The sequence below is a fragment of the Spiractinospora alimapuensis genome, assembly GCF_018437505.1.
GTDB classification, from domain to species: Bacteria; Actinomycetota; Actinomycetes; order Streptosporangiales; family Streptosporangiaceae; genus Spiractinospora; species Spiractinospora alimapuensis.
In genome coordinates this window covers 3,555,849-3,572,523 of the sequence record NZ_CP072467.1, presented here as the reverse complement: position 1 = coordinate 3,572,523, position 16,675 = coordinate 3,555,849, and the positions used below count along the sequence as shown (strand labels likewise).

Sequence of the window (16,675 nt, the reverse complement as noted above, 5' to 3'; positions counted from 1 at the left end):
GCGCTGACTGAACCTCCCGACCTGTCAGACCCCGAGCTCCTCGAACAGCATCGGCAGGGTGACGAACGCGCCTTCGGTGAGCTCGTTCGTCGACACCGCGCCCGCATGTGGGCGGTCGCGATCCGTGTCCTGGGCGACCCCGAGGAGGCGTCCGACGCGCTGCAGGACGCCTTCCTGTCGGCGTTCCGGGCGGCGCACCGCTTCCGTGGCGACTCGGCGGTCACCACATGGCTGCACAGGATCGTCATCAACGCCTGCAACGACCGGCTGCGACGCAAGATGGTCCGGCCCCACTACCCGTCCGGGGACGGAGCGAACCTGGACCTCCTGGCGCACGAGCACACGCGTGGGACGCCGAACGACCCCGCTTCCTCCAGCGACGCGTCGATCGACGTCCACGACGCCCTGAGGCAGCTCCCCGAGGAGCAGCGGCACGCTCTCATCCTTGTCGACATGTTGGGATATCGCGTTGACGAGGCGGCGACAATTCTCGCGATCGCTCCGGGCACGGTGAAGAGTCGGTGTGCGCGCGGTAGGTCCCGACTTCTGCCCTATCTGCAGCATCTCAGGAACCGACAGCCTCCCTCAGACGTCACATCTCACGGAGGAGGTGGCAAGGGATCGTGACGTCGCACGTCGAGTCCGTGGCCCTCGGACGCTATGTCGAGGAGCCGCTGGACGAAGAAGACGCGAGCATGCTTCTTATCGCTCTGTACCACGAAGGAGCGCTCGAGGAGGATGACGCGGCTGTGATGCGTTCCCACATCGCCGAGTGCGCGGAGTGTGACGCGGCGCTCTCGGGGCTGGAGGAGACCGCATCGCTGCTTCGTACGTCGCCCAGCCCACCATTGGGTGACGTGTTCCTCAAACAGGTGGACGACGCCTCGGCGACGCTCACCACCGACCATCTCCCCTCCCTGCCCCCGTCCACCGCGCAGGCCCTCGACGAGCGCCTGGCCGCGGAGTTCGCCCGGGGGAGGTCCGGTTCCGACGGTGGCACGCCTCCGTCGGACGGAGAGGACACCGGATCGGCGCAGGTGCTGCACCTGACGCACAAGACCCGGTTCAGTCGGTGGACTCCGATGCTCGTGGCCGCGGCGGCCGCGGTGTTCGTCGTCGGCGGTGGTATCGCCGTCCTCAACTCCGTACTCGCCGACAAGTCGGCCGAGGGACCAGCGGTGGCCGAACCGGCTCCACAGGACGACCCGGAGATCGCCCAGCCGTACAAGGCCTCCGTGGAGAGCGGGACCGCCTATACCGCGGACGCGATCGACTCCCAGGTGTCACAACTCATTGACTCTGTGCCACTGGAGGAGGACCCTGCCGGCGACGCGGACACCACGGACGCGCCTCCGGCCGCCCAGGCCGAGCCTGAGGCCCTCGCGGCCTGCACCGCACAGGTTGTTGAGGAAGGCGGCAGTCATCCCTTCCTCGTCGACCTCGCGGAGTATGAGGGCGTGACGGCCTGGGTCCTGGTCGACAGCGCCGGACTCCCACCGGAGTCCACCGAGGAGTTTCACTACCGAGTCGTCGCCGACACCTGTGGCGCGGCGGACTCCGGTTCCGCGGAAGCGCTCGACTCGGGCACGGTGTCCGCGCCCTAGGCGCGTCGACGACGCTCGTTCCCGTCGTGGTCATGCCCTCACCAGGGACATGGCCCCGGCGGGAATGGCCTGCCCCTACCATCTGTTGGTACTGAACGACTTTGAGACCAGCACAGCGATGTGACCACTGCAGAGGGGCCGGCCAGCGTGAGTGACGTGCGTAACGTGATCATCATTGGTTCCGGACCCGCGGGATACACGGCCGCGGTCTACGCGGCGCGAGCGGAGCTTCGACCCCTGGTGTTCGAAGGCTCAGTCACCGCGGGTGGGGCTTTGATGACCACAACCGATGTGGAGAACTTCCCTGGGTTCCCCGACGGGATCCTGGGTCCTGATCTCATGGACAACATGCGCAAGCAGGCCGAGCGCTTCGGCGCCGACCTCCGCGCCGCGGACGTCACCGAAGTCGACTTGACGGCGAATCCGAAAGTCGTCAAATCGGGTGACCAGACCTTCCTGGCCCGAACCGTCATCGTCGCCACCGGGTCGCAGCACCGCAAGCTCGGTGTGCCGGGCGAGGACGAGTACTCCGGCCGCGGCACCTCGTGGTGCGCCACGTGTGACGGGTTCTTCTTCCGCGACCAGGACATCGCCGTCGTCGGCGGTGGCGACACCGCGATGGAGGAAGCGACGTTCCTCACCCGGTTCGCGAAGTCGGTGACCATCATCCATCGTCGCGACCAGCTCCGCGCCAGCAAGATCATGCAGGAGCGGGCGTTCGCGAACGAGAAGATCCGTTTCCTGTGGGACACCGAGGTCACCGAGGTCCTCGGCGACACCAAGGTGAGCTCGCTGCGCCTGCGCAACACCAACACCGGCGAGACGAGTGACCTCCAGGTCACGGGTCTCTTCATCGCGGTCGGCCACGACCCGCGGGTCGAGCTGTTCACCGACCAGCTCGACCTTGACGCCGACGGCTACCTGTCCGTCGACTCCCCCACGACGAAGACGAACGTGCCCGGCGTGTTCGCCTGTGGCGACGTCGTCGACCACTCCTACCGTCAGGCCGTCACGGCCGCCGGCACCGGATGCTCCGCCGCGCTCGACGCGGAGCGGTTCCTCGCCGACCTCAACGACTAATCAACCGCCGACACGCAAAGGGGTAACAAGGTGGGCAGTGTCAAGGAAGTCACCGACGCCAGCTTCAACGCGGACGTGCTGGAGAGCGACAAGCCGGTCCTCGTCGACTTCTGGGCGGAGTGGTGCGGCCCATGCCGCCAGGTGGCTCCGGTGCTCGAGCAGATCGCCCAGGAACACGGCGACAAGATCACCATCGTCAAGATGAACATCGACAAGGAACCGAAGACCTCCCAGGTCTACGGTGTGATGCAGATCCCCACGATGAACGTCTACAAGGGCGGCGAGGTCGTCAAGCAGATCATGGGCGCCAAGCCCAAGGCGGCCATGCTGAAGGAACTCAAGGACTTCATCTGACCCTCCTCGTACGGCGTGCGTTTCTCGCGCCGTTTCACGTGAAACAAGGGACATGAAGGGGGCCCGGGAGACTCTCCCGGGCCCCCTTTCGTCTGCCCCAGCGCACGGAGCCCCACAGGACTCGCCGAGTCACTGGACGACAGGACGACAGGAGGTCTCGAGGGAACGTCTGATCCTCCACGACTCCACGACAGGGGGTACTCCCACTCCGGTCCCACCGGCCGCCACACCGGGCCCATGCGCCGCTCACGACAGGAGAGATGTCGACGTGTGGATTTGTCCCCCAGTCCACCGGACGCTCCGCCGACTCCGTGCCGTGAGAGCCGACGCGCCCGCGAACGCCGTGGGGGCCGTGGTCCTGTGACCACGGCCCCCACGGGGAAACGAATAGTGAAGTCGACACGTCGACGGCGAGGAGTCGACAAAGCGTCAAGGCGAGCGGCTCAGTTCCCCCGCTCACCGATGGCCGACACGATGCGTTCCAAGTCCTCACGTGAGGCGAACTCGACCACGATCTTGCCCTTGCGTCGCCCCATATCCACCTTCACCCGAGTGTCCAACAGGTCGGACAGTCGGCCGGCGAACTCGTCCATCTCCGGCGCCCGGTCCGGACGCTGGCGCTCCTTGCGCTTCTTGCGTCCCTCGTCCATGCCCAGGGCGATGATCTCCTCCAACGCCCGAACGGAGAGCCCCTCGGCCACGATCCGCTGCGCCAGGTGGGACTGAAGCTCCGAGTCGTCCACCGACAGAAGGGCACGGGCGTGGCCAGCCGTCAGAACCCCGGCCGCGACCCGTCGCTGTACCGCGGGCGACAGGTTCAGCAGCCGGAGCGTGTTGGTGATATGCGGCCGGGACCGGCCGATCCGCTTCGCCAGCTCCTCGTGGGTGGCGCCGAAGTCGTCCAGGAGCTGCTGGTAGGCGGCCGCCTCCTCCAGTGGGTTGAGCTCCTGACGGTGCAGGTTCTCCAGAAGGGCGTCACGCAGAAGGTCGTCGTCGGTCGTGCGGCGCACGATCGCCGGGATGGTGTCCAAGCCCGCGGCCTTACTGGCACGCCAGCGCCGCTCCCCCATGATGAGTTCGTAGGCGCCCTCGCCCACGAGTCGGACCACCACGGGCTGAAGCAGTCCGACCTCACCGATGGAGGCCGTCAACTCCTCCAAGGCGTCCTCGTCGAAGTGCTGCCGCGGTTGGCGCGGATTGGGTGACACGGACGCGACCGCGACCTCGGCCAGATAGGCACCGAGATACTCCGGCGCGGCCCCCATCGAACCACCGGGGGGCACTCCCGGACTCTCGGTCTCGATCGGCCCCTGGGGAATGAGCGCCCCCAGACCCTTACCGAGTCCCCGACGCTGGCTCACCGCGGTCTCCCTTCAGTTCCGATCACTGAGCGGCCCCTGCCACGGCCATCTCCCGCGCGGCCTCCATGTAGGCCACCGCGCCGGTCGACCCGGGGTCGTAGGTCATCACCGACTGACCATAGCTGGGCGCCTCGGAGACGCGAACGCTTCTGGGCACCACCGTGTCCAGCACCAGCTCACCGAAGTGCTCCCGAACCTCGTCGGCAACCTGCGACGCCAGACGGGTCCTCCCGTCGTACATCGTCAGGAGGATGGTGGAGATTGCCAGTCCCGGATTGAGGTGGGTACGCACCAACTCGACGTTGCGCAGCAGCTGACCGAGACCCTCCAGTGCGTAGTACTCGCACTGGATCGGGATCAGGACCTCCTCGGCCGCGACCATCGCGTTGACGGTCAACAACCCCAGTGACGGCGGGCAGTCGATCAGGATGTAGTCGATCTCGCTGGTGTCGTACGCGCCCAGTGCCCGCTTGAGTCGAGACTCTCGAGCCACCAAGGAGACCAGCTCGATCTCCGCGCCGGCGAGGTCGATCGTGGCGGGGACGCACCACAGGTTGGGGATGTCGGCGACCGGGTGGGCGACCTTGATCAGGTCCTCACCCTCGACCAGACAGTGGTAAATCGAGCGCACACCCTCGGTACGATCCGCCCCCAGCGCCGTCGAGGCGTTCCCCTGCGGATCCAGGTCCACGACCACGACGCGATTGCCGTGCATGGCCAGCGAGGCGGCGATGTTGACCGTGGTCGTCGTCTTACCGACCCCGCCCTTCTGATTCGCCACGCTCATCACCCGACACCGCGACGGCCGCGGCCAATCGCCACTCTCAGGCTCCCGCACCGTCATCGCCGCACGCGCGGCCCGAGCGATCGGGGTATCCAGGTCCACGCCACCCTCGACCGACACACCGGAACCGTGCGCGGGAGTCATCGACGCCGCGGCGCCGTGTGTCTCCGGGGCACCCGCGAACGGCGTCCCCTGGCTCGCGCTGGCCGAGGATCCATGTACGGGATCAGCCCACGTTTCACGTGAAACCGCCCCACCGGAAGCACCCGACGCCGGGGACGCCGACCCGGGGTGGTGTTGGTAGTCCGCGGGGGCCGTCGTGGACGGTGTCTGCGTCCCCGCGGGTCCGCCCAGCCCTCGCGGAACAGGGGTTTCGAATCCGGTGTCACCGTGCTGACTGTTGTGCACGAGTGAACTCACCTCTTTCGTCCACGCTGTCTCCTGCCCTTGGGGTTCCGCTTCGCCTCCGCCCCACCGGCATTCTCGCCGACGACCTTGATCCGAATCACTGTCGTGGCGGGGTCGACTTTACCCGCACCCGCCTGGACCACCTCGGAGACGCAGGGGCGAATCTTCGCCACCTCCATGGATGCCTCCCTCAGCTCGGCCTCGGCCTGCTCGCCCTTGAGGGCGAGCAGTGTCCCGCCGGGGCGCAGGAGCGGGAGGGCCCAGCGTGCGAGCCGCGTCAGTGGGGCGACCGCACGTGCGGTGACCACGCCCGCGCGGAGCTCGGACTTCTGTTCCTCGGCGCGCCCGCGCCAAACGACAGCATTGTCAAGTTCAAGGAAGTCCACGGCTTCCTGAAGGAACACCGTACGGCGAAGCAGCGGTTCGAGCAGTGTGACGCGCAGATCGGGTCGCAGAATAGCCAGAACGATCCCGGGGAGACCCGCGCCGGAGCCCAGATCGACGACCTCAGTGTCCCACGGGATGAGTTCCTCGACCACGGCGCAGTTCATCACATGGCGTTCCCAGAGTCGAGGGACTTCCCTCGGGCCGATCAGACCGCGCCGAACACCCTCCCGACTGAGCAGCTCCACGTAGCTCTCAATCCGAGGAAGGTTCGATCCGAACAGTTCTCGCGCCTGCTCGGGGGTCTCGATCTCGAAATCATCCGAGGACGTCATCGCCCCGCCACTCCGCCCTCCATCGATGTCGACAAACCACCAAACCGCCAGGGCTCCTTATCCACAAATGCCCCCGCACTCCCTCCGCTCAGCGGTGGATTCACCGTATCGTCAGCGGAACCAGGGGTGCGGGGGCAGGTGACCCCGGCGAACTCGGTGTGAAACTTGACCTACGCGACTCCCGTCCCCGGTCGATGCCTCGCATCCGTTGGCCGAAGCATCGACTGGGGAGCACCGCCCCATGACGTCCGCGCCTCGACCCTCCCCCGCCACCTGACGCCGCCCGTTTCACGTGAAACAAAGAAGCAGAGTACGTGAAACCAGGAAGCAGAGCACGTGAATCAAAGAAGCACAGCACGTGAAGCCAGGCAGCGAGGAAAGGGAGACCGGAGCCGGCAGCGGGTCAGCCCGGGTGGATCACCACATACCGGTTGGGCTCCTCGCCCTCGGACTCGCTACGCAGCCCGGCGTCCGACACCACGTCGTGCACCGCCTTGCGTTCGAAGGGGCTCATCGGCTCAAGCGACTGTGCTTCCTGGGTGTCCCGTGCGGCCTGCACCGCTTCCTCGGCGAGCTGTGCCAGCTCCTTACGCCGGTCCTCGCGGTACCCACCGATGTCCAGCATCAGTCGGCTACGGTGCCCCGTCGCCCGGTGCACGGCCAGGCGCGTCAGCTCCTGGAGCGCCTCGAGCACCTCACCGTCGGCCCCCACCAACTCGTCCAGTGTGGTGCCGACGACCGACACCAGCGCGCGGTCGCCGTCGACGTCCATGTCGATATCGCCGTCGAAGTCGGCGATGTCGAGCAGGCCCTCGATGTAGTCAGCGGCGATGTCACCCTCACGCTCGAGGTCGCCGCCATCCTCCCGGTCGTCGTTCGGAGTGTCGGCAACGGCGACCGACGCCCCTTGCTCCCTCTCCCCTGCCATCTCGCCCTCGCTCACAGCGGAGTATCTCCTTCAGGTCGTCAGGTCCCCGATTGATCCAGCCATGGGCTCCTACTTCGGCCGCCGCTTCGCCCGCGGTTGCTTTCTGGGTTGCCTACGCTCGATCTTAGGCGCCTCGTCCTCCGCGGTGTCCGCACCACGCGTGGTTCCCCGCCCGTTGGCGCTGGACTTCTCCGCGGACTTGTCGTCCTTGGCGCTCTTGCCGCCGATCGGGTTGCGCTTGTACAGGTAGTGCTGCTGGGCCATGGTCCACACGTTGTTGCTGACCCAGTAGATCAGGACACCGACCGGCATGGCCAGGCCGAACAGCCCGAAACCTGGCGCCAGATACATCATGATCTTCTGCGGCTGCATCATCGGGTTGTCGGGCATCTGGCTCATGCTGCGCTTGATGCCTTGGCGCATGGTGAGGAACGTGGTCAGACCCATGATGGCGCAGGCCACGGCGATGACGACCTTGGCGAGGATCGGGCTCGCGCCGAAGTCGTTCTGCAGAACGTCCGCCGGCATGGTGAACGTGGCAGCAACCGGCGCGCCGAAGATCAGTGCCTCTCGGGCGCTGTCCGCGAGCTCCTGGGAGAAGCCGTAGCGCGCGTGCCCCTCGGCGACACTGCGCAGCACCTGGAACAGTGCGAAGAACACCGGCATCTGCAGCAGGATCGGCAGACACCCCATCATGGGGTTGGTGCCGCTCTCCTGGAACAGCTTCATCTGTTCCTGCTGCTGGCGCTGCTTGTCGTGCTTGTAGCGCTCTCGCACCTTCTGGATCTGCGGCTGCAGGTCCTGCATCTTGCGCTGCGTGTTCATCTGCTTGACGAACAGCGGGAACAGGATGATCCGCATCGCGACGGTCAGCAGGACGATGGATAGCCCCCAGGCCCATCCACTGTCATGGGGGAGCACGAAGCTCAGGCCGGCATGGATCCAGGCCAGCGCGTGCCCGACAACGTTATAGAGGGGACTGAGCCACGCGAGCTCCATCTCCACCGCCTTACTTCTCGGGTTTCATTCGGCTCTCACGACGGATTCGGCTCCGGATTCCCGGAGGCGCCCTGGGAGTCGTCCTGGGTTTCGTCCGGGGGAGCGAAGCGCCCGGGAGGAACCGGGTCCAAACCGCCCTTGTGGAACGGATGGCAACGCGCCAGCCGGCGGACGGTGAGCCACAGCCCACGCAACGCACCATGCGCGCGTAGGGCCTGCACCGCGTATGCACTGCAGGAAGGATAAAAACGGCAGGTCGGCGGGAGCACGGGACTGATGAAACGCTGATATCCGCGCACCGGCACGATCAGCACGCGCGCCGCGAGAGGTGTGGTCCCTTCACTCATCAGAACGCGAAGCCTCCGCTCGCCGCAGTTGGCTGCTGTGCCCATCTCCGGCACGGTGACGGCGTCCGCGTCGCGGAGCCAGAAGGGAACTCAACGCGCTGTCCAACTGCCGGGCGAGCCTGTCGTATCCAGAACGGGCCGCTGCGGGTTTGGCCCGCACTACCAGCAGGCTACCCGGCGGCAACAAAGGAAGACGCCTCCGGGCGATCTCCCGAAGCCGACGCCGAACCCGGTTACGGACCACCGCTCCGCCCACCGCCTTGCCCACCACGAAGCCCACGCGCGGCGGTCCGGGCGTCGCGTCCTCAGCCTCGCCCGCGGTGTCGACGCCGGACGGGGCGGGACGCACCAACGTGGCGACCAGAGCCTCCTCGCCGGCGTGCCGCCCACGACGCATGACATGACGGAACTCCGTTCGGTGCCGGACGCGGTTGCTTCGCGGCAACATCAGATTCCGCCATTGCCTCGGTTGAGTGGTGCACTACGTGAACCGGACCCCTCCGCACACGGCGCAGGGGTCCGGGAAGCTTCGGTCGTCTCTAGTGGCGAACGCTCAACTGCGCGCGCCCCTTGCGCCGGCGCGCGGCGATGATTGCCCGGCCCGCCCGGGTACGCATGCGCAGCCGGAACCCGTGGGTCTTCGCGCGCCGCCGGTTGTTCGGCTGGTACGTACGCTTACTCACTGCAAGTCTCCAGGGGACATCGTGGAAAGTGGCTCACCTAGCATACAAGAACTTCTCAGGCCGAAACGCCTGGGTGGGATTCGTCCCCGACCACACACTCGGGAGGTGACGAGGTGCGAAACACGACGTCGCCGACACAGAAGGGGGTTCGTGCGTCGTTCCGGTACGCGGCGCGCCCCATGGTCCAGGCGGACGGGGGTGCGCTCATGGCACACGCTACCGCTCCCCCCACGTCCCGCCGTCCGCACTCAGCCACAATGGGACACGCCTTCCCTTCCCTCCCCAACCTGTGGATAGCCTCGGAGTCGAACGGCCCAAACGTGCGGGGTCACTGTCGCGGCCCTCATACTGTCCCCACACGAGGGACTACGCTGTCCCCCACGAAGCACAGGGACTGACCTGGGATTTGTGGATAAGTCTCCATGTCGATTCCCAACAACTGAGATTGTGTTCATAGCTGCGCACGTGATGTGGATACACGGCGGGACCTGTGGATCGCGGAAGCCAGCACTGGTTGTCCCCTGACCGCGATCCGAGGCGAGGCACGTGACCCACCCCCGTGAACCACCGATCGTCAGACTCCGTCACACGCCAAGGTCAATCGCGCATAGGGGGCAACAGACCCATGGAAGTCCACCGTGTCTGAAGCACAGGCAAACCTGAACACGGTCTGGCAGCGAGTGCTGGAGAAGCTCGACAGCAGCATCTTGCCCCCACAGCAGCGGGCCTGGCTGCCGCAGACACGTCCGCTCGGGTTAATCGAGGACACAGCACTCCTGGCCGCGCCCAACGACTTCGCCAAAGGAGTCCTGGAGACGCGTCTTCGTCCAGCGATCACTCAGGCCCTCTCCCAGGAGTTCGGGCGGGACATCCGTGTCGCGGTCACGGTGGATCCGACCGCGGTGCAGCCCACGACCTCTGTCTCCGCTGTGTCACCCACGGTGTCACCCGCGACGCCACCCGTGTCGTCGATGCCGTCGATGCCGCCGTCGTCGGCCTCCGTCGTACCCACCGCGCACAGCGCTCCACTGGTCGGTTCACACCCGGTGAGTCCCCACCCGGGCGGCACGGACCAACCGGGCGTGGACACGGGCGGCCCCGACCGTCAGCATCCCGGTGACCTGCTCGGTTCCGAGGGCACGCCGCCCCGTTCCGGTCCGGTGTCCGCGTCCCCCGCTCCCAGCGAAGGGGAAAGCCACCACCCCGATCGGTTCGGTCCGACCCCCGTCCGCGACACCGGCGGCACGGAGGCCTTCGGCGAGGAGGACACCGCGAGTGGCGGCGCCGACGACGGCGTCCTGGCCGGCACTCCCTCCGACGGTGACGGCGTCGGAGGCCCGACCCAGCCACGACCGAACGGGGCCGCCGCACCCGAGCCGTGGGACACCCTCGGTGCCGGTGGCGGCGACGTGTCGCCTCCCCCCGCCGCACACTCCGCTCCCCCTCCCTCGGGGCCCCAGGCGTCGTTCGTGGACGTGTCCCCACCGCGGGGGGGACTGAGCGACGAGTCCCCCCCGTCCGTCGCCCCCGCCCCTTCCGTCAGCCCCGCCCCGACCACCAGCCCGACCGCTCCCCCGGAGCACGCGCGGCTGAACCCCAAGTACACGTTCGACACCTTCGTCATCGGTTCCAGTAACCGTTTCGCGCACGCCGCGGCCGTCGCGGTCGCCGAGGCACCAGCGAAGGCCTACAACCCGCTGTTCATCTACGGTGGCTCCGGACTCGGCAAGACCCACCTCCTGCACGCGATCGGCCACTACGCCCAGCGGCTCTACTCCGGGGCGCGGGTGCGCTACGTGAGCTCGGAGGAGTTCACCAACGAGTTCATCAACCTGATCCGGGACGGAAAGGCCGACGGGTTCCGCCGCCGCTACCGGGACATCGACATCCTCCTGATCGACGACATCCAGTTCCTGGAGAACAAGGAACAGACGCAGGAGGAGTTCTTCCACACCTTCAACACGCTCCACAACTCCAACAAACAGATCGTCATCTCCAGCGACCGACCACCGAAGCAGTTGGTCACCCTGGAGGATCGGCTCCGTAACCGCTTCGAGTGGGGCCTGATCACGGACGTTCAGCCCCCGGAGTTGGAGACCAGGATCGCGATCCTGCGCAAGAAAGCGGCACAGGAGGGCCTCGCCGCCCCGCCCGAGGTGCTCGAGTTCATCGCCAGCAAGATCTCGACCAACATCCGGGAGCTTGAGGGCGCGCTGATCCGGGTCACCGCGTTCGCGAGCCTGAACCGCCAGTCGGTGGACCTGCATCTCACCGGAATCGTGCTGCGTGACCTGATCCCCGACGACGAGGGTCCCGAGATCACCGCGGCCACGATCATGCACGAGACGGCCTCCTACTTCGGTCTGACGACAGAGGACCTGTGTGGCACCTCCCGCTCGCGGGTCCTGGTGACCGCCCGCCAGATCGCCATGTACCTCTGCCGGGAGCTGACCGACCTCTCCCTGCCCAAGATCGGCCAGCAGTTCGGTGGACGGGACCACACCACCGTCATGCACGCCGACCGCAAGATCCGGTCCCTCATGGCGGAGCGCCGGTCGATTTACAACCAAGTCACCGAATTGACAAACCGCATCAAGCAGGAGTCCAAGGCGTAGCCCCCACCCCTTTCCGGGGCCGCCGTGGACGAGTCGGTGTCCACAGGCGGGGGACGACGGACACGTCCACGGACAGCGGACGGGAGCCTCAGGAACCGTGGCCTGGGCCTTGGGCCACACCCGCCACAGTTCTCCACTCTCCACAGCGCGGAGGCCACGAACGGCGACGGCCCGGCATGTGCCGGGCCGTCGTCGTTTCCACGCGGAATTCGTCGACATGTCCACATATCCCCATCCGTTGTGGAGAACGACGGCACCTGGGCCCCTCACGTGCGGCCCCGTTCGACGTTTCGGCGACGCTCTGTGTTTTCGCAGGTCATCCGGTGATCGACACCACCACGACAAACACGATCGAACACTTGTCCGTCGAACATTCGTGCGATAACGTGGATCGACGCGCCACCTGGTAACAATTCCATTGAGATACCGAGCGAGTTATCCACAGGATCTGTGGATAACCTTGTGGAGAACCTGCGGATAACTCCCCGAACCCTGTGGGTAAGTTGTGGGCGGCGTGTGTGTATCCCATCCGGTCATCCGTTGGTGGGATGACCGCCTCTGGGGACAAACCGTGGATAACTTGGGGACGAACGGTGGATAACCAGTGGACAGTCTGTGGGTAACTTTCGCCCGTCCACAGCGACGCGAGTTTTCCCCAGATTCACCCACAAGCCGCAGTGGATAAAAAAGCCGGGGTGACCTGCGTCGCAACCGGTTATCCACACTATCCACAGCCCCTACTACTACGACGCTCCTTATCTAGATCCCCTTTGGCTTCAAAGCCGATTCGTGCCCAAGCTGTGGACGAACGATCGGTCGGCGACTCCGAGCGCTCCACGGCGACGACCAACGCCGGATCCCGGTAGCGTGAGAACCTGTCCCCTCAGTAGGCGCCTGCGCCTCTTCGCAGCGCATACGGCACAGAACCACCACGCCTTCAGGGAAAGCGAGCGGTCATGAGATTTCGGGTCGAGCGCGACGTCCTGGCCGATGCCGTCGCCTGGACCGCGCGAACACTGCCGGTTCGTCCCTCCGTTCCGGTGCTCGCCGGGATGATGCTGGACGTCAGTGAGGACGGGTCCCGGCTGAAGCTGTCCGGGTTCGACTACGAGGTGTCCGGACAGGTGTCCGTCGACGTGGACATCGTCGAACCGGGCCAGGCGCTCGTCTCCGGACGACTCCTCGCCGAGATCACCCGGAACCTTCCTCCACAGACTGTGGAGTTCGGGGTCGACGGGTCCAAGGCCACCCTGTCCTGCGGCAGCGCCCGGTTCACACTCCCCACACTTCCTGTGGAGGACTACCCCACCCTCCCCACGATGCCGAGCCTCGCCGGTTCGATCGGGAGCGACGTCTTCGCCGCGGCCGTCTCGCAGGTCGCCGTCGCCGCCGGGCGGGACGAGACGCTCCCCATGCTCACGGGTGTGCGGGTGGAGATCGACGGCGAGAACGTCACCCTGGCGTCCACGGACCGGTACCGACTGGCCGTGCGGGAGCTGCGCTGGAAGCCGGAGCAGGACGACATCCAGGCGGTGGCGCTCGTTCCGGCGAAGACACTCGCCGACACGGCCAAGTCCCTCACCTCCGGCGCGGAGGTCTCCATCGCGTTGTCCACAGGCGACACCGGCGAGGGGATGATCGGATTCGAGGGTGGCGGGCGCCGGACCACGACCCGTCTCCTGGACGGGGACTTCCCCAAGTACCGGGCCCTGCTGCCGGACTCCTTCAACTCGGTGGCCGAGGTGCACACGGCGGCGTTCATCGAGGCCGTGAAGCGCGTGTCCCTCGTCGCCGAGCGCAACACTCCGCTGCGGGCCTCGTTCAGCGCGGGACAGTTGGTCCTCGAGGCGGGGACGGGCGACGACGCACAGGCTGTAGAAGCGTTGGACGCGAGCCTCGACGGCGACGACATCCAGATCGCGTTCAACTCGACCTTCCTCCTCGACGGTCTCGGCGCGATCGACTCCGACACCGCACGGCTGCAGTTCACGACGTCCACTAAGCCGGCGATCATCACGGGCAAGCCCGCCGACCCCGACGCGGGCGCGGACTACCGGTACCTGATCATGCCGGTGCGGATGGCCGGCTAACCGAACGCGCGAGTGAAAGCGACTGTCATGCGACTGGGATTGGTCGGACTGGGCAAGATGGGCGGCAACATGGCCGCCCGCCTGCGCGACAAGGGCCACGAGGTGGTGGGGTTCGACCGGGACCCCGAGCTCTCCGACGTGCGCGACGTGGCCGAGCTCGTGGCGAGCCTGTCCGCCCCCCGCGTGGTGTGGCTGATGGTGCCTGCGGGCGATGCCACGACCGCCACCATCACGGAGCTGGGTGGTCTCCTGCAGGCCGGCGACCTCGTGATCGAGGGTGGTAACTCCCACTACGTCCACGACCAGCGCCACGCGGACGACCTCGCGGCGCGTGGCATCGGCTACCTCGACGTCGGAGTGAGCGGCGGCGTGTGGGGGTTGGCGAACGGCTACGGGATCATGGTCGGTGGGTCCGCCGAGGATGTCTCGCGCGCCCAGCCCCTGTTCGACGCGCTCACGCCCGACGCGGGCGGAGGTTTCGTCCACGCCGGCGCCGTGGGTGCGGGCCACTTCGTCAAGATGGTCCACAACGGCATCGAGTACGGGATGATGCAGGCCCTGGCCGAGGGGTACGAGCTCATGTCCGCCTCGGACCTCGTGAGCGACGTCGAGGGCACCCTCGACAGTTGGCGGGAGGGCACGGTCGTGCGCTCCTGGCTGTTGGACCTCCTGGTGCGGGCGCTGCGGGAGGACCCCGAACTGCGCGACGTTCCGGCGTGGGCCGCGGACTCCGGGGAGGGGCGGTGGACGGTGCAGAGCGCCGTCGACCACGCGGTTCCCGCCCCCGTGATCACGGCCGCGCTGTACGCCCGGTTCGCGTCGCGGCAGGACGCCTCCCCCGCCATGAAGGTGATCTCGGCACTGCGGAACCAGTTCGGTGGTCACTCACTCTCCGGTGGACCCACTGAGGCTCCCGCGAACGAATAGGCTGGTCGCGATGTATGTTTCGCACCTCCAGCTCGTCGACTACCGGTCCTACGCGGCGGCGCGGTTGGAGCTCGCCCCCGGCGTGACGACGTTCGTCGGGTCCAACGGGCAGGGCAAGACCAACCTGCTCGAGGCGATCGGCTACGCCGCCACCCTCTCCAGTCACCGCGTGTCCACCGACGCCCCCCTGGTGCGTCGAGGCGCGGAGCGCGCGGTGGTGCGCGCCGCCAGCTTCGCCGACGAGCGGCGTTCGTTGATCGAGATCGAGATCAATCCCGGCCGCGCCAACCGGGCCCGCCTCAACCGGTCGGTCCTGCCCCGTGTCCGGGACGTTCTCGGCACGCTGCGCACGGTCCTGTTCGCCCCCGAGGATCTCGCCCTGGTCAAGGGCGACCCCGGTGAGCGACGCAAATACCTCGACGAGCTACTCACCCTGCGCGCCCCGAGGTTCGCCGCGGTGCGCGCCGACTACGAGCGGGTCCTCAAGCAGCGCAACGCCCTGTTGAAGACCGCCGCCCAGGTGTCGGGTCGGGCACGGCCCGACCTGAGCACCCTCGACGTGTGGGACGGGCACCTCGCCGAGACGGGGGCCGCGTTGGTGGCCGGGCGCCTGGGGCTGGTGGCCGAGCTCCGCCCGCTGGTGGCGAAGGCCTACGCCCAGCTCGCCGACTCCGGCGGTTTCCCGGAGCTGCGTTACCGCGACAGCTCGGTCGCGGAGGCACCGGAGAGCACGGAGGCCGTGGGCGACCAGGGGGACACGGACGTGACGGCGATCGCCCAGCGCCTCCGCGACGCGCTGGACCGGGCCCGGCCCGAGGAACTGCGCCGCGGGGTGAGTCTGGTCGGCCCGCATCGCGACGACCTCCTGCTGTCGTTGGACGAGTTCGCGGTGAAGGGATACGCCAGCCAGGGTGAGTCGTGGTCCTACGGCCTCTCGCTGAAGCTGTCGGCGTTCGAACTGCTGCGTGCCGACGGTGAGGACCCGGTCCTCATCCTGGACGACGTGTTCTCCGAACTCGACGCCGCGCGGCGGCAACGGCTGGCGCAGCACGTGCGCGACGCCGAACAGGTCCTCGTCAGCGCGGCCGTGCCCGAGGACCTGCCGAGCGATCTGCGCGGTGAGCGCTACCAGGTCAGTGAGGGGACGGTGGAGCATGTCTGAGCCGACACAGCGGCCCGCGCTCCTCTCCACCGCCGGGACGACCGGGGCGGGCTCCCCGCCACCCACGGAGCAGGAACCGCGACCAGGAGCCGACGCGACCCCCCACGTGCGCAGTGGCGCCGACCTCGCCCGTCGGGCCCTGGCCGAGGCGCGTGCGGCGGGGAGCGCGGGGCGGCACCGACACCGCACCGACGCCGTGGCCGACCGCGGCCCAGTCGGGCACGCACCGATCCCCAGACGTTCGACGCGGCGATCCGGGCCTGGCTGATCGAACACGGTTGGCAGGACCAGGTGGCAATCGGCGGCGTGTTCGGTCGCTGGGAGCAGATCGTGGGCGAACGCCTGGCGGCGCACGTGCGTCCGGAACGGGTGGAGAACGGTGAACTCGTGGTCACGGCCGACTCCCCGTCCTGGGCGACGCAGGTCAGGGCACTGGCACCGCAGCTGCTGCGTAGGCTTAATGGGGAACTCGGCGATGGAGCCGTGCAGTCGGTGCGGGTTCGGGGGCCGGGAGGGGCCCGGCGGAGGGGAATCGGTGAGCGCTGAAGTGCGCTCCGCATTCCGGGAAGGTCATCCGTGTGGGGGGATTCGACCCACCGGGATTACGCGCGTCC

18 protein-coding genes are annotated in these 16,675 nt (G+C 67.5%); 10 read left to right on the top strand and 8 right to left on the bottom strand.

Annotated features, from left to right (window positions below; all coding sequences use genetic code 11):
• The first annotated feature begins 3 nt into the window (after window positions 1-3).
• The 4 genes from sigM to trxA all read left to right on the top strand — a co-directional run bounded on the left by sigM (window position 4) and on the right by trxA (window position 3,038).
• Window positions 4-627, top strand: coding sequence for an RNA polymerase sigma factor SigM (gene sigM / locus J4H86_RS16575; RefSeq protein ID WP_394356522.1), 624 nt, complete (start codon window positions 4-6; stop codon window positions 625-627).
• Entirely contained in the window at window positions 624-1,604 is a 981-nt protein-coding gene (locus J4H86_RS16570; protein ID WP_236538655.1) for a zf-HC2 domain-containing protein, read from the top strand. Before sigM ends, J4H86_RS16570 begins: the two co-directional genes overlap by 4 nt.
• A gap of 147 nt (window positions 1,605-1,751) precedes the next feature.
• Complete coding sequence (gene trxB, locus J4H86_RS16565) at window positions 1,752-2,684, top strand: thioredoxin-disulfide reductase (RefSeq protein WP_236538654.1); 933 nt, start codon at window positions 1,752-1,754, stop codon at window positions 2,682-2,684.
• Between the two features lie 30 nt (window positions 2,685-2,714).
• Window positions 2,715-3,038, top strand: coding sequence for a thioredoxin (gene trxA / locus J4H86_RS16560; protein ID WP_236538653.1), 324 nt, complete (start codon window positions 2,715-2,717; stop codon window positions 3,036-3,038).
• 443 nt (window positions 3,039-3,481) lie between these two features.
• Here the strand turns inward: trxA and J4H86_RS16555 are convergent, their stop codons facing one another.
• The 8 genes from J4H86_RS16555 to rpmH form a co-directional block, all read right to left on the bottom strand.
• Window positions 3,482-4,303, bottom strand: coding sequence for a ParB/RepB/Spo0J family partition protein (locus J4H86_RS16555; protein WP_394356521.1), 822 nt, complete (start codon window positions 4,301-4,303; stop codon window positions 3,482-3,484).
• A gap of 118 nt (window positions 4,304-4,421) precedes the next feature.
• Window positions 4,422-5,327, bottom strand: a complete 906-nt coding sequence (locus J4H86_RS16550) for a ParA family protein (RefSeq protein WP_394356389.1) — start codon at window positions 5,325-5,327, stop codon at window positions 4,422-4,424.
• Window positions 5,328-5,599: 272 nt separating this feature from the next.
• Complete coding sequence (rsmG, locus tag J4H86_RS16545) at window positions 5,600-6,310, bottom strand: 16S rRNA (guanine(527)-N(7))-methyltransferase RsmG (RefSeq protein WP_236538651.1); 711 nt, start codon at window positions 6,308-6,310, stop codon at window positions 5,600-5,602.
• Window positions 6,311-6,713: 403 nt separating this feature from the next.
• Window positions 6,714-7,238: a Jag family protein gene (locus J4H86_RS16540; protein WP_236544063.1), complete on the bottom strand. Its 525-nt coding sequence runs from the start codon at window positions 7,236-7,238 to the stop codon at window positions 6,714-6,716.
• 69 nt (window positions 7,239-7,307) lie between these two features.
• A complete protein-coding gene (yidC, locus tag J4H86_RS16535; protein WP_236544062.1) occupies window positions 7,308-8,237 on the bottom strand; it encodes a membrane protein insertase YidC in 930 nt (309 codons plus the stop codon).
• 35 nt (window positions 8,238-8,272) lie between these two features.
• Window positions 8,273-8,584 (bottom strand): membrane protein insertion efficiency factor YidD, encoded by a 312-nt coding sequence (gene yidD, locus J4H86_RS16530; protein ID WP_236538650.1) that lies wholly within the window; start codon window positions 8,582-8,584, stop codon window positions 8,273-8,275.
• On the bottom strand, window positions 8,577-9,032 hold the full coding sequence (gene rnpA, locus J4H86_RS16525) for a ribonuclease P protein component (protein WP_269134475.1): 456 nt from the start codon (window positions 9,030-9,032) through the stop codon (window positions 8,577-8,579). Before rnpA ends, yidD begins: the two co-directional genes overlap by 8 nt.
• A gap of 91 nt (window positions 9,033-9,123) precedes the next feature.
• The gene (rpmH, locus tag J4H86_RS16520; RefSeq protein WP_236538648.1) at window positions 9,124-9,267 is read right to left on the bottom strand and encodes a 50S ribosomal protein L34; all 144 of its coding nucleotides are present in this window, start codon (window positions 9,265-9,267) and stop codon (window positions 9,124-9,126) included.
• A gap of 680 nt (window positions 9,268-9,947) precedes the next feature.
• Here rpmH and dnaA point away from each other — a divergent pair.
• The 6 genes from dnaA (at window position 9,948) to J4H86_RS27660 (ending at window position 16,607) form a co-directional block, all read left to right on the top strand.
• Window positions 9,948-11,882: a chromosomal replication initiator protein DnaA gene (gene dnaA, locus J4H86_RS16515; RefSeq protein ID WP_236544061.1), complete on the top strand. Its 1,935-nt coding sequence runs from the start codon at window positions 9,948-9,950 to the stop codon at window positions 11,880-11,882.
• A gap of 956 nt (window positions 11,883-12,838) precedes the next feature.
• Complete coding sequence (gene dnaN / locus J4H86_RS16510; protein WP_236538647.1) at window positions 12,839-13,972, top strand: DNA polymerase III subunit beta; 1,134 nt, start codon at window positions 12,839-12,841, stop codon at window positions 13,970-13,972.
• Window positions 13,973-13,999: 27 nt separating this feature from the next.
• Entirely contained in the window at window positions 14,000-14,899 is a 900-nt protein-coding gene (gnd, locus tag J4H86_RS16505; protein WP_236538646.1) for a phosphogluconate dehydrogenase (NAD(+)-dependent, decarboxylating), read from the top strand.
• 10 nt (window positions 14,900-14,909) lie between these two features.
• Window positions 14,910-16,061, top strand: a complete 1,152-nt coding sequence (gene recF / locus J4H86_RS16500) for a DNA replication/repair protein RecF (protein ID WP_236538645.1) — start codon at window positions 14,910-14,912, stop codon at window positions 16,059-16,061.
• Complete coding sequence (locus J4H86_RS27665; RefSeq protein ID WP_394356388.1) at window positions 16,054-16,329, top strand: hypothetical protein; 276 nt, start codon at window positions 16,054-16,056, stop codon at window positions 16,327-16,329. Before recF ends, J4H86_RS27665 begins: the two co-directional genes overlap by 8 nt.
• 23 nt (window positions 16,330-16,352) lie before the next feature.
• A complete protein-coding gene (locus J4H86_RS27660) occupies window positions 16,353-16,607 on the top strand; it encodes a DciA family protein (RefSeq protein WP_394356387.1) in 255 nt (84 codons plus the stop codon).
• Window positions 16,608-16,675: the final 68 nt, after the last annotated feature.

Bases quoted from the DNA above. Each gene is read 5' to 3' on its own strand.
- J4H86_RS16555 (WP_394356521.1), bottom strand. From the start codon at position 4,303: ATGGGGGCCGCGCCGGAGTATCTCGGTGCCTATCTGGCCGAGGTCGCG.
- J4H86_RS16550 (WP_394356389.1), bottom strand. From the start codon at position 5,327: ATGACTCCCGCGCACGGTTCCGGTGTGTCGGTCGAGGGTGGCGTGGAC.
- rsmG (WP_236538651.1), bottom strand. From the start codon at position 6,310: ATGACGTCCTCGGATGATTTCGAGATCGAGACCCCCGAGCAGGCGCGA.
- J4H86_RS16540 (WP_236544063.1), bottom strand. From the start codon at position 7,238: ATGGCAGGGGAGAGGGAGCAAGGGGCGTCGGTCGCCGTTGCCGACACT.
- yidC (WP_236544062.1), bottom strand. From the start codon at position 8,237: ATGGAGCTCGCGTGGCTCAGTCCCCTCTATAACGTTGTCGGGCACGCG.
- yidD (WP_236538650.1), bottom strand. From the start codon at position 8,584: ATGAGTGAAGGGACCACACCTCTCGCGGCGCGCGTGCTGATCGTGCCG.
- rnpA (WP_269134475.1), bottom strand. From the start codon at position 9,032: ATGTTGCCGCGAAGCAACCGCGTCCGGCACCGAACGGAGTTCCGTCAT.
- dnaN (WP_236538647.1), top strand. From the start codon at position 12,839: ATGAGATTTCGGGTCGAGCGCGACGTCCTGGCCGATGCCGTCGCCTGG.
- gnd (WP_236538646.1), top strand. From the start codon at position 14,000: ATGCGACTGGGATTGGTCGGACTGGGCAAGATGGGCGGCAACATGGCC.
- recF (WP_236538645.1), top strand. From the start codon at position 14,910: ATGTATGTTTCGCACCTCCAGCTCGTCGACTACCGGTCCTACGCGGCG.
- J4H86_RS27665 (WP_394356388.1), top strand. From the start codon at position 16,054: ATGTCTGAGCCGACACAGCGGCCCGCGCTCCTCTCCACCGCCGGGACG.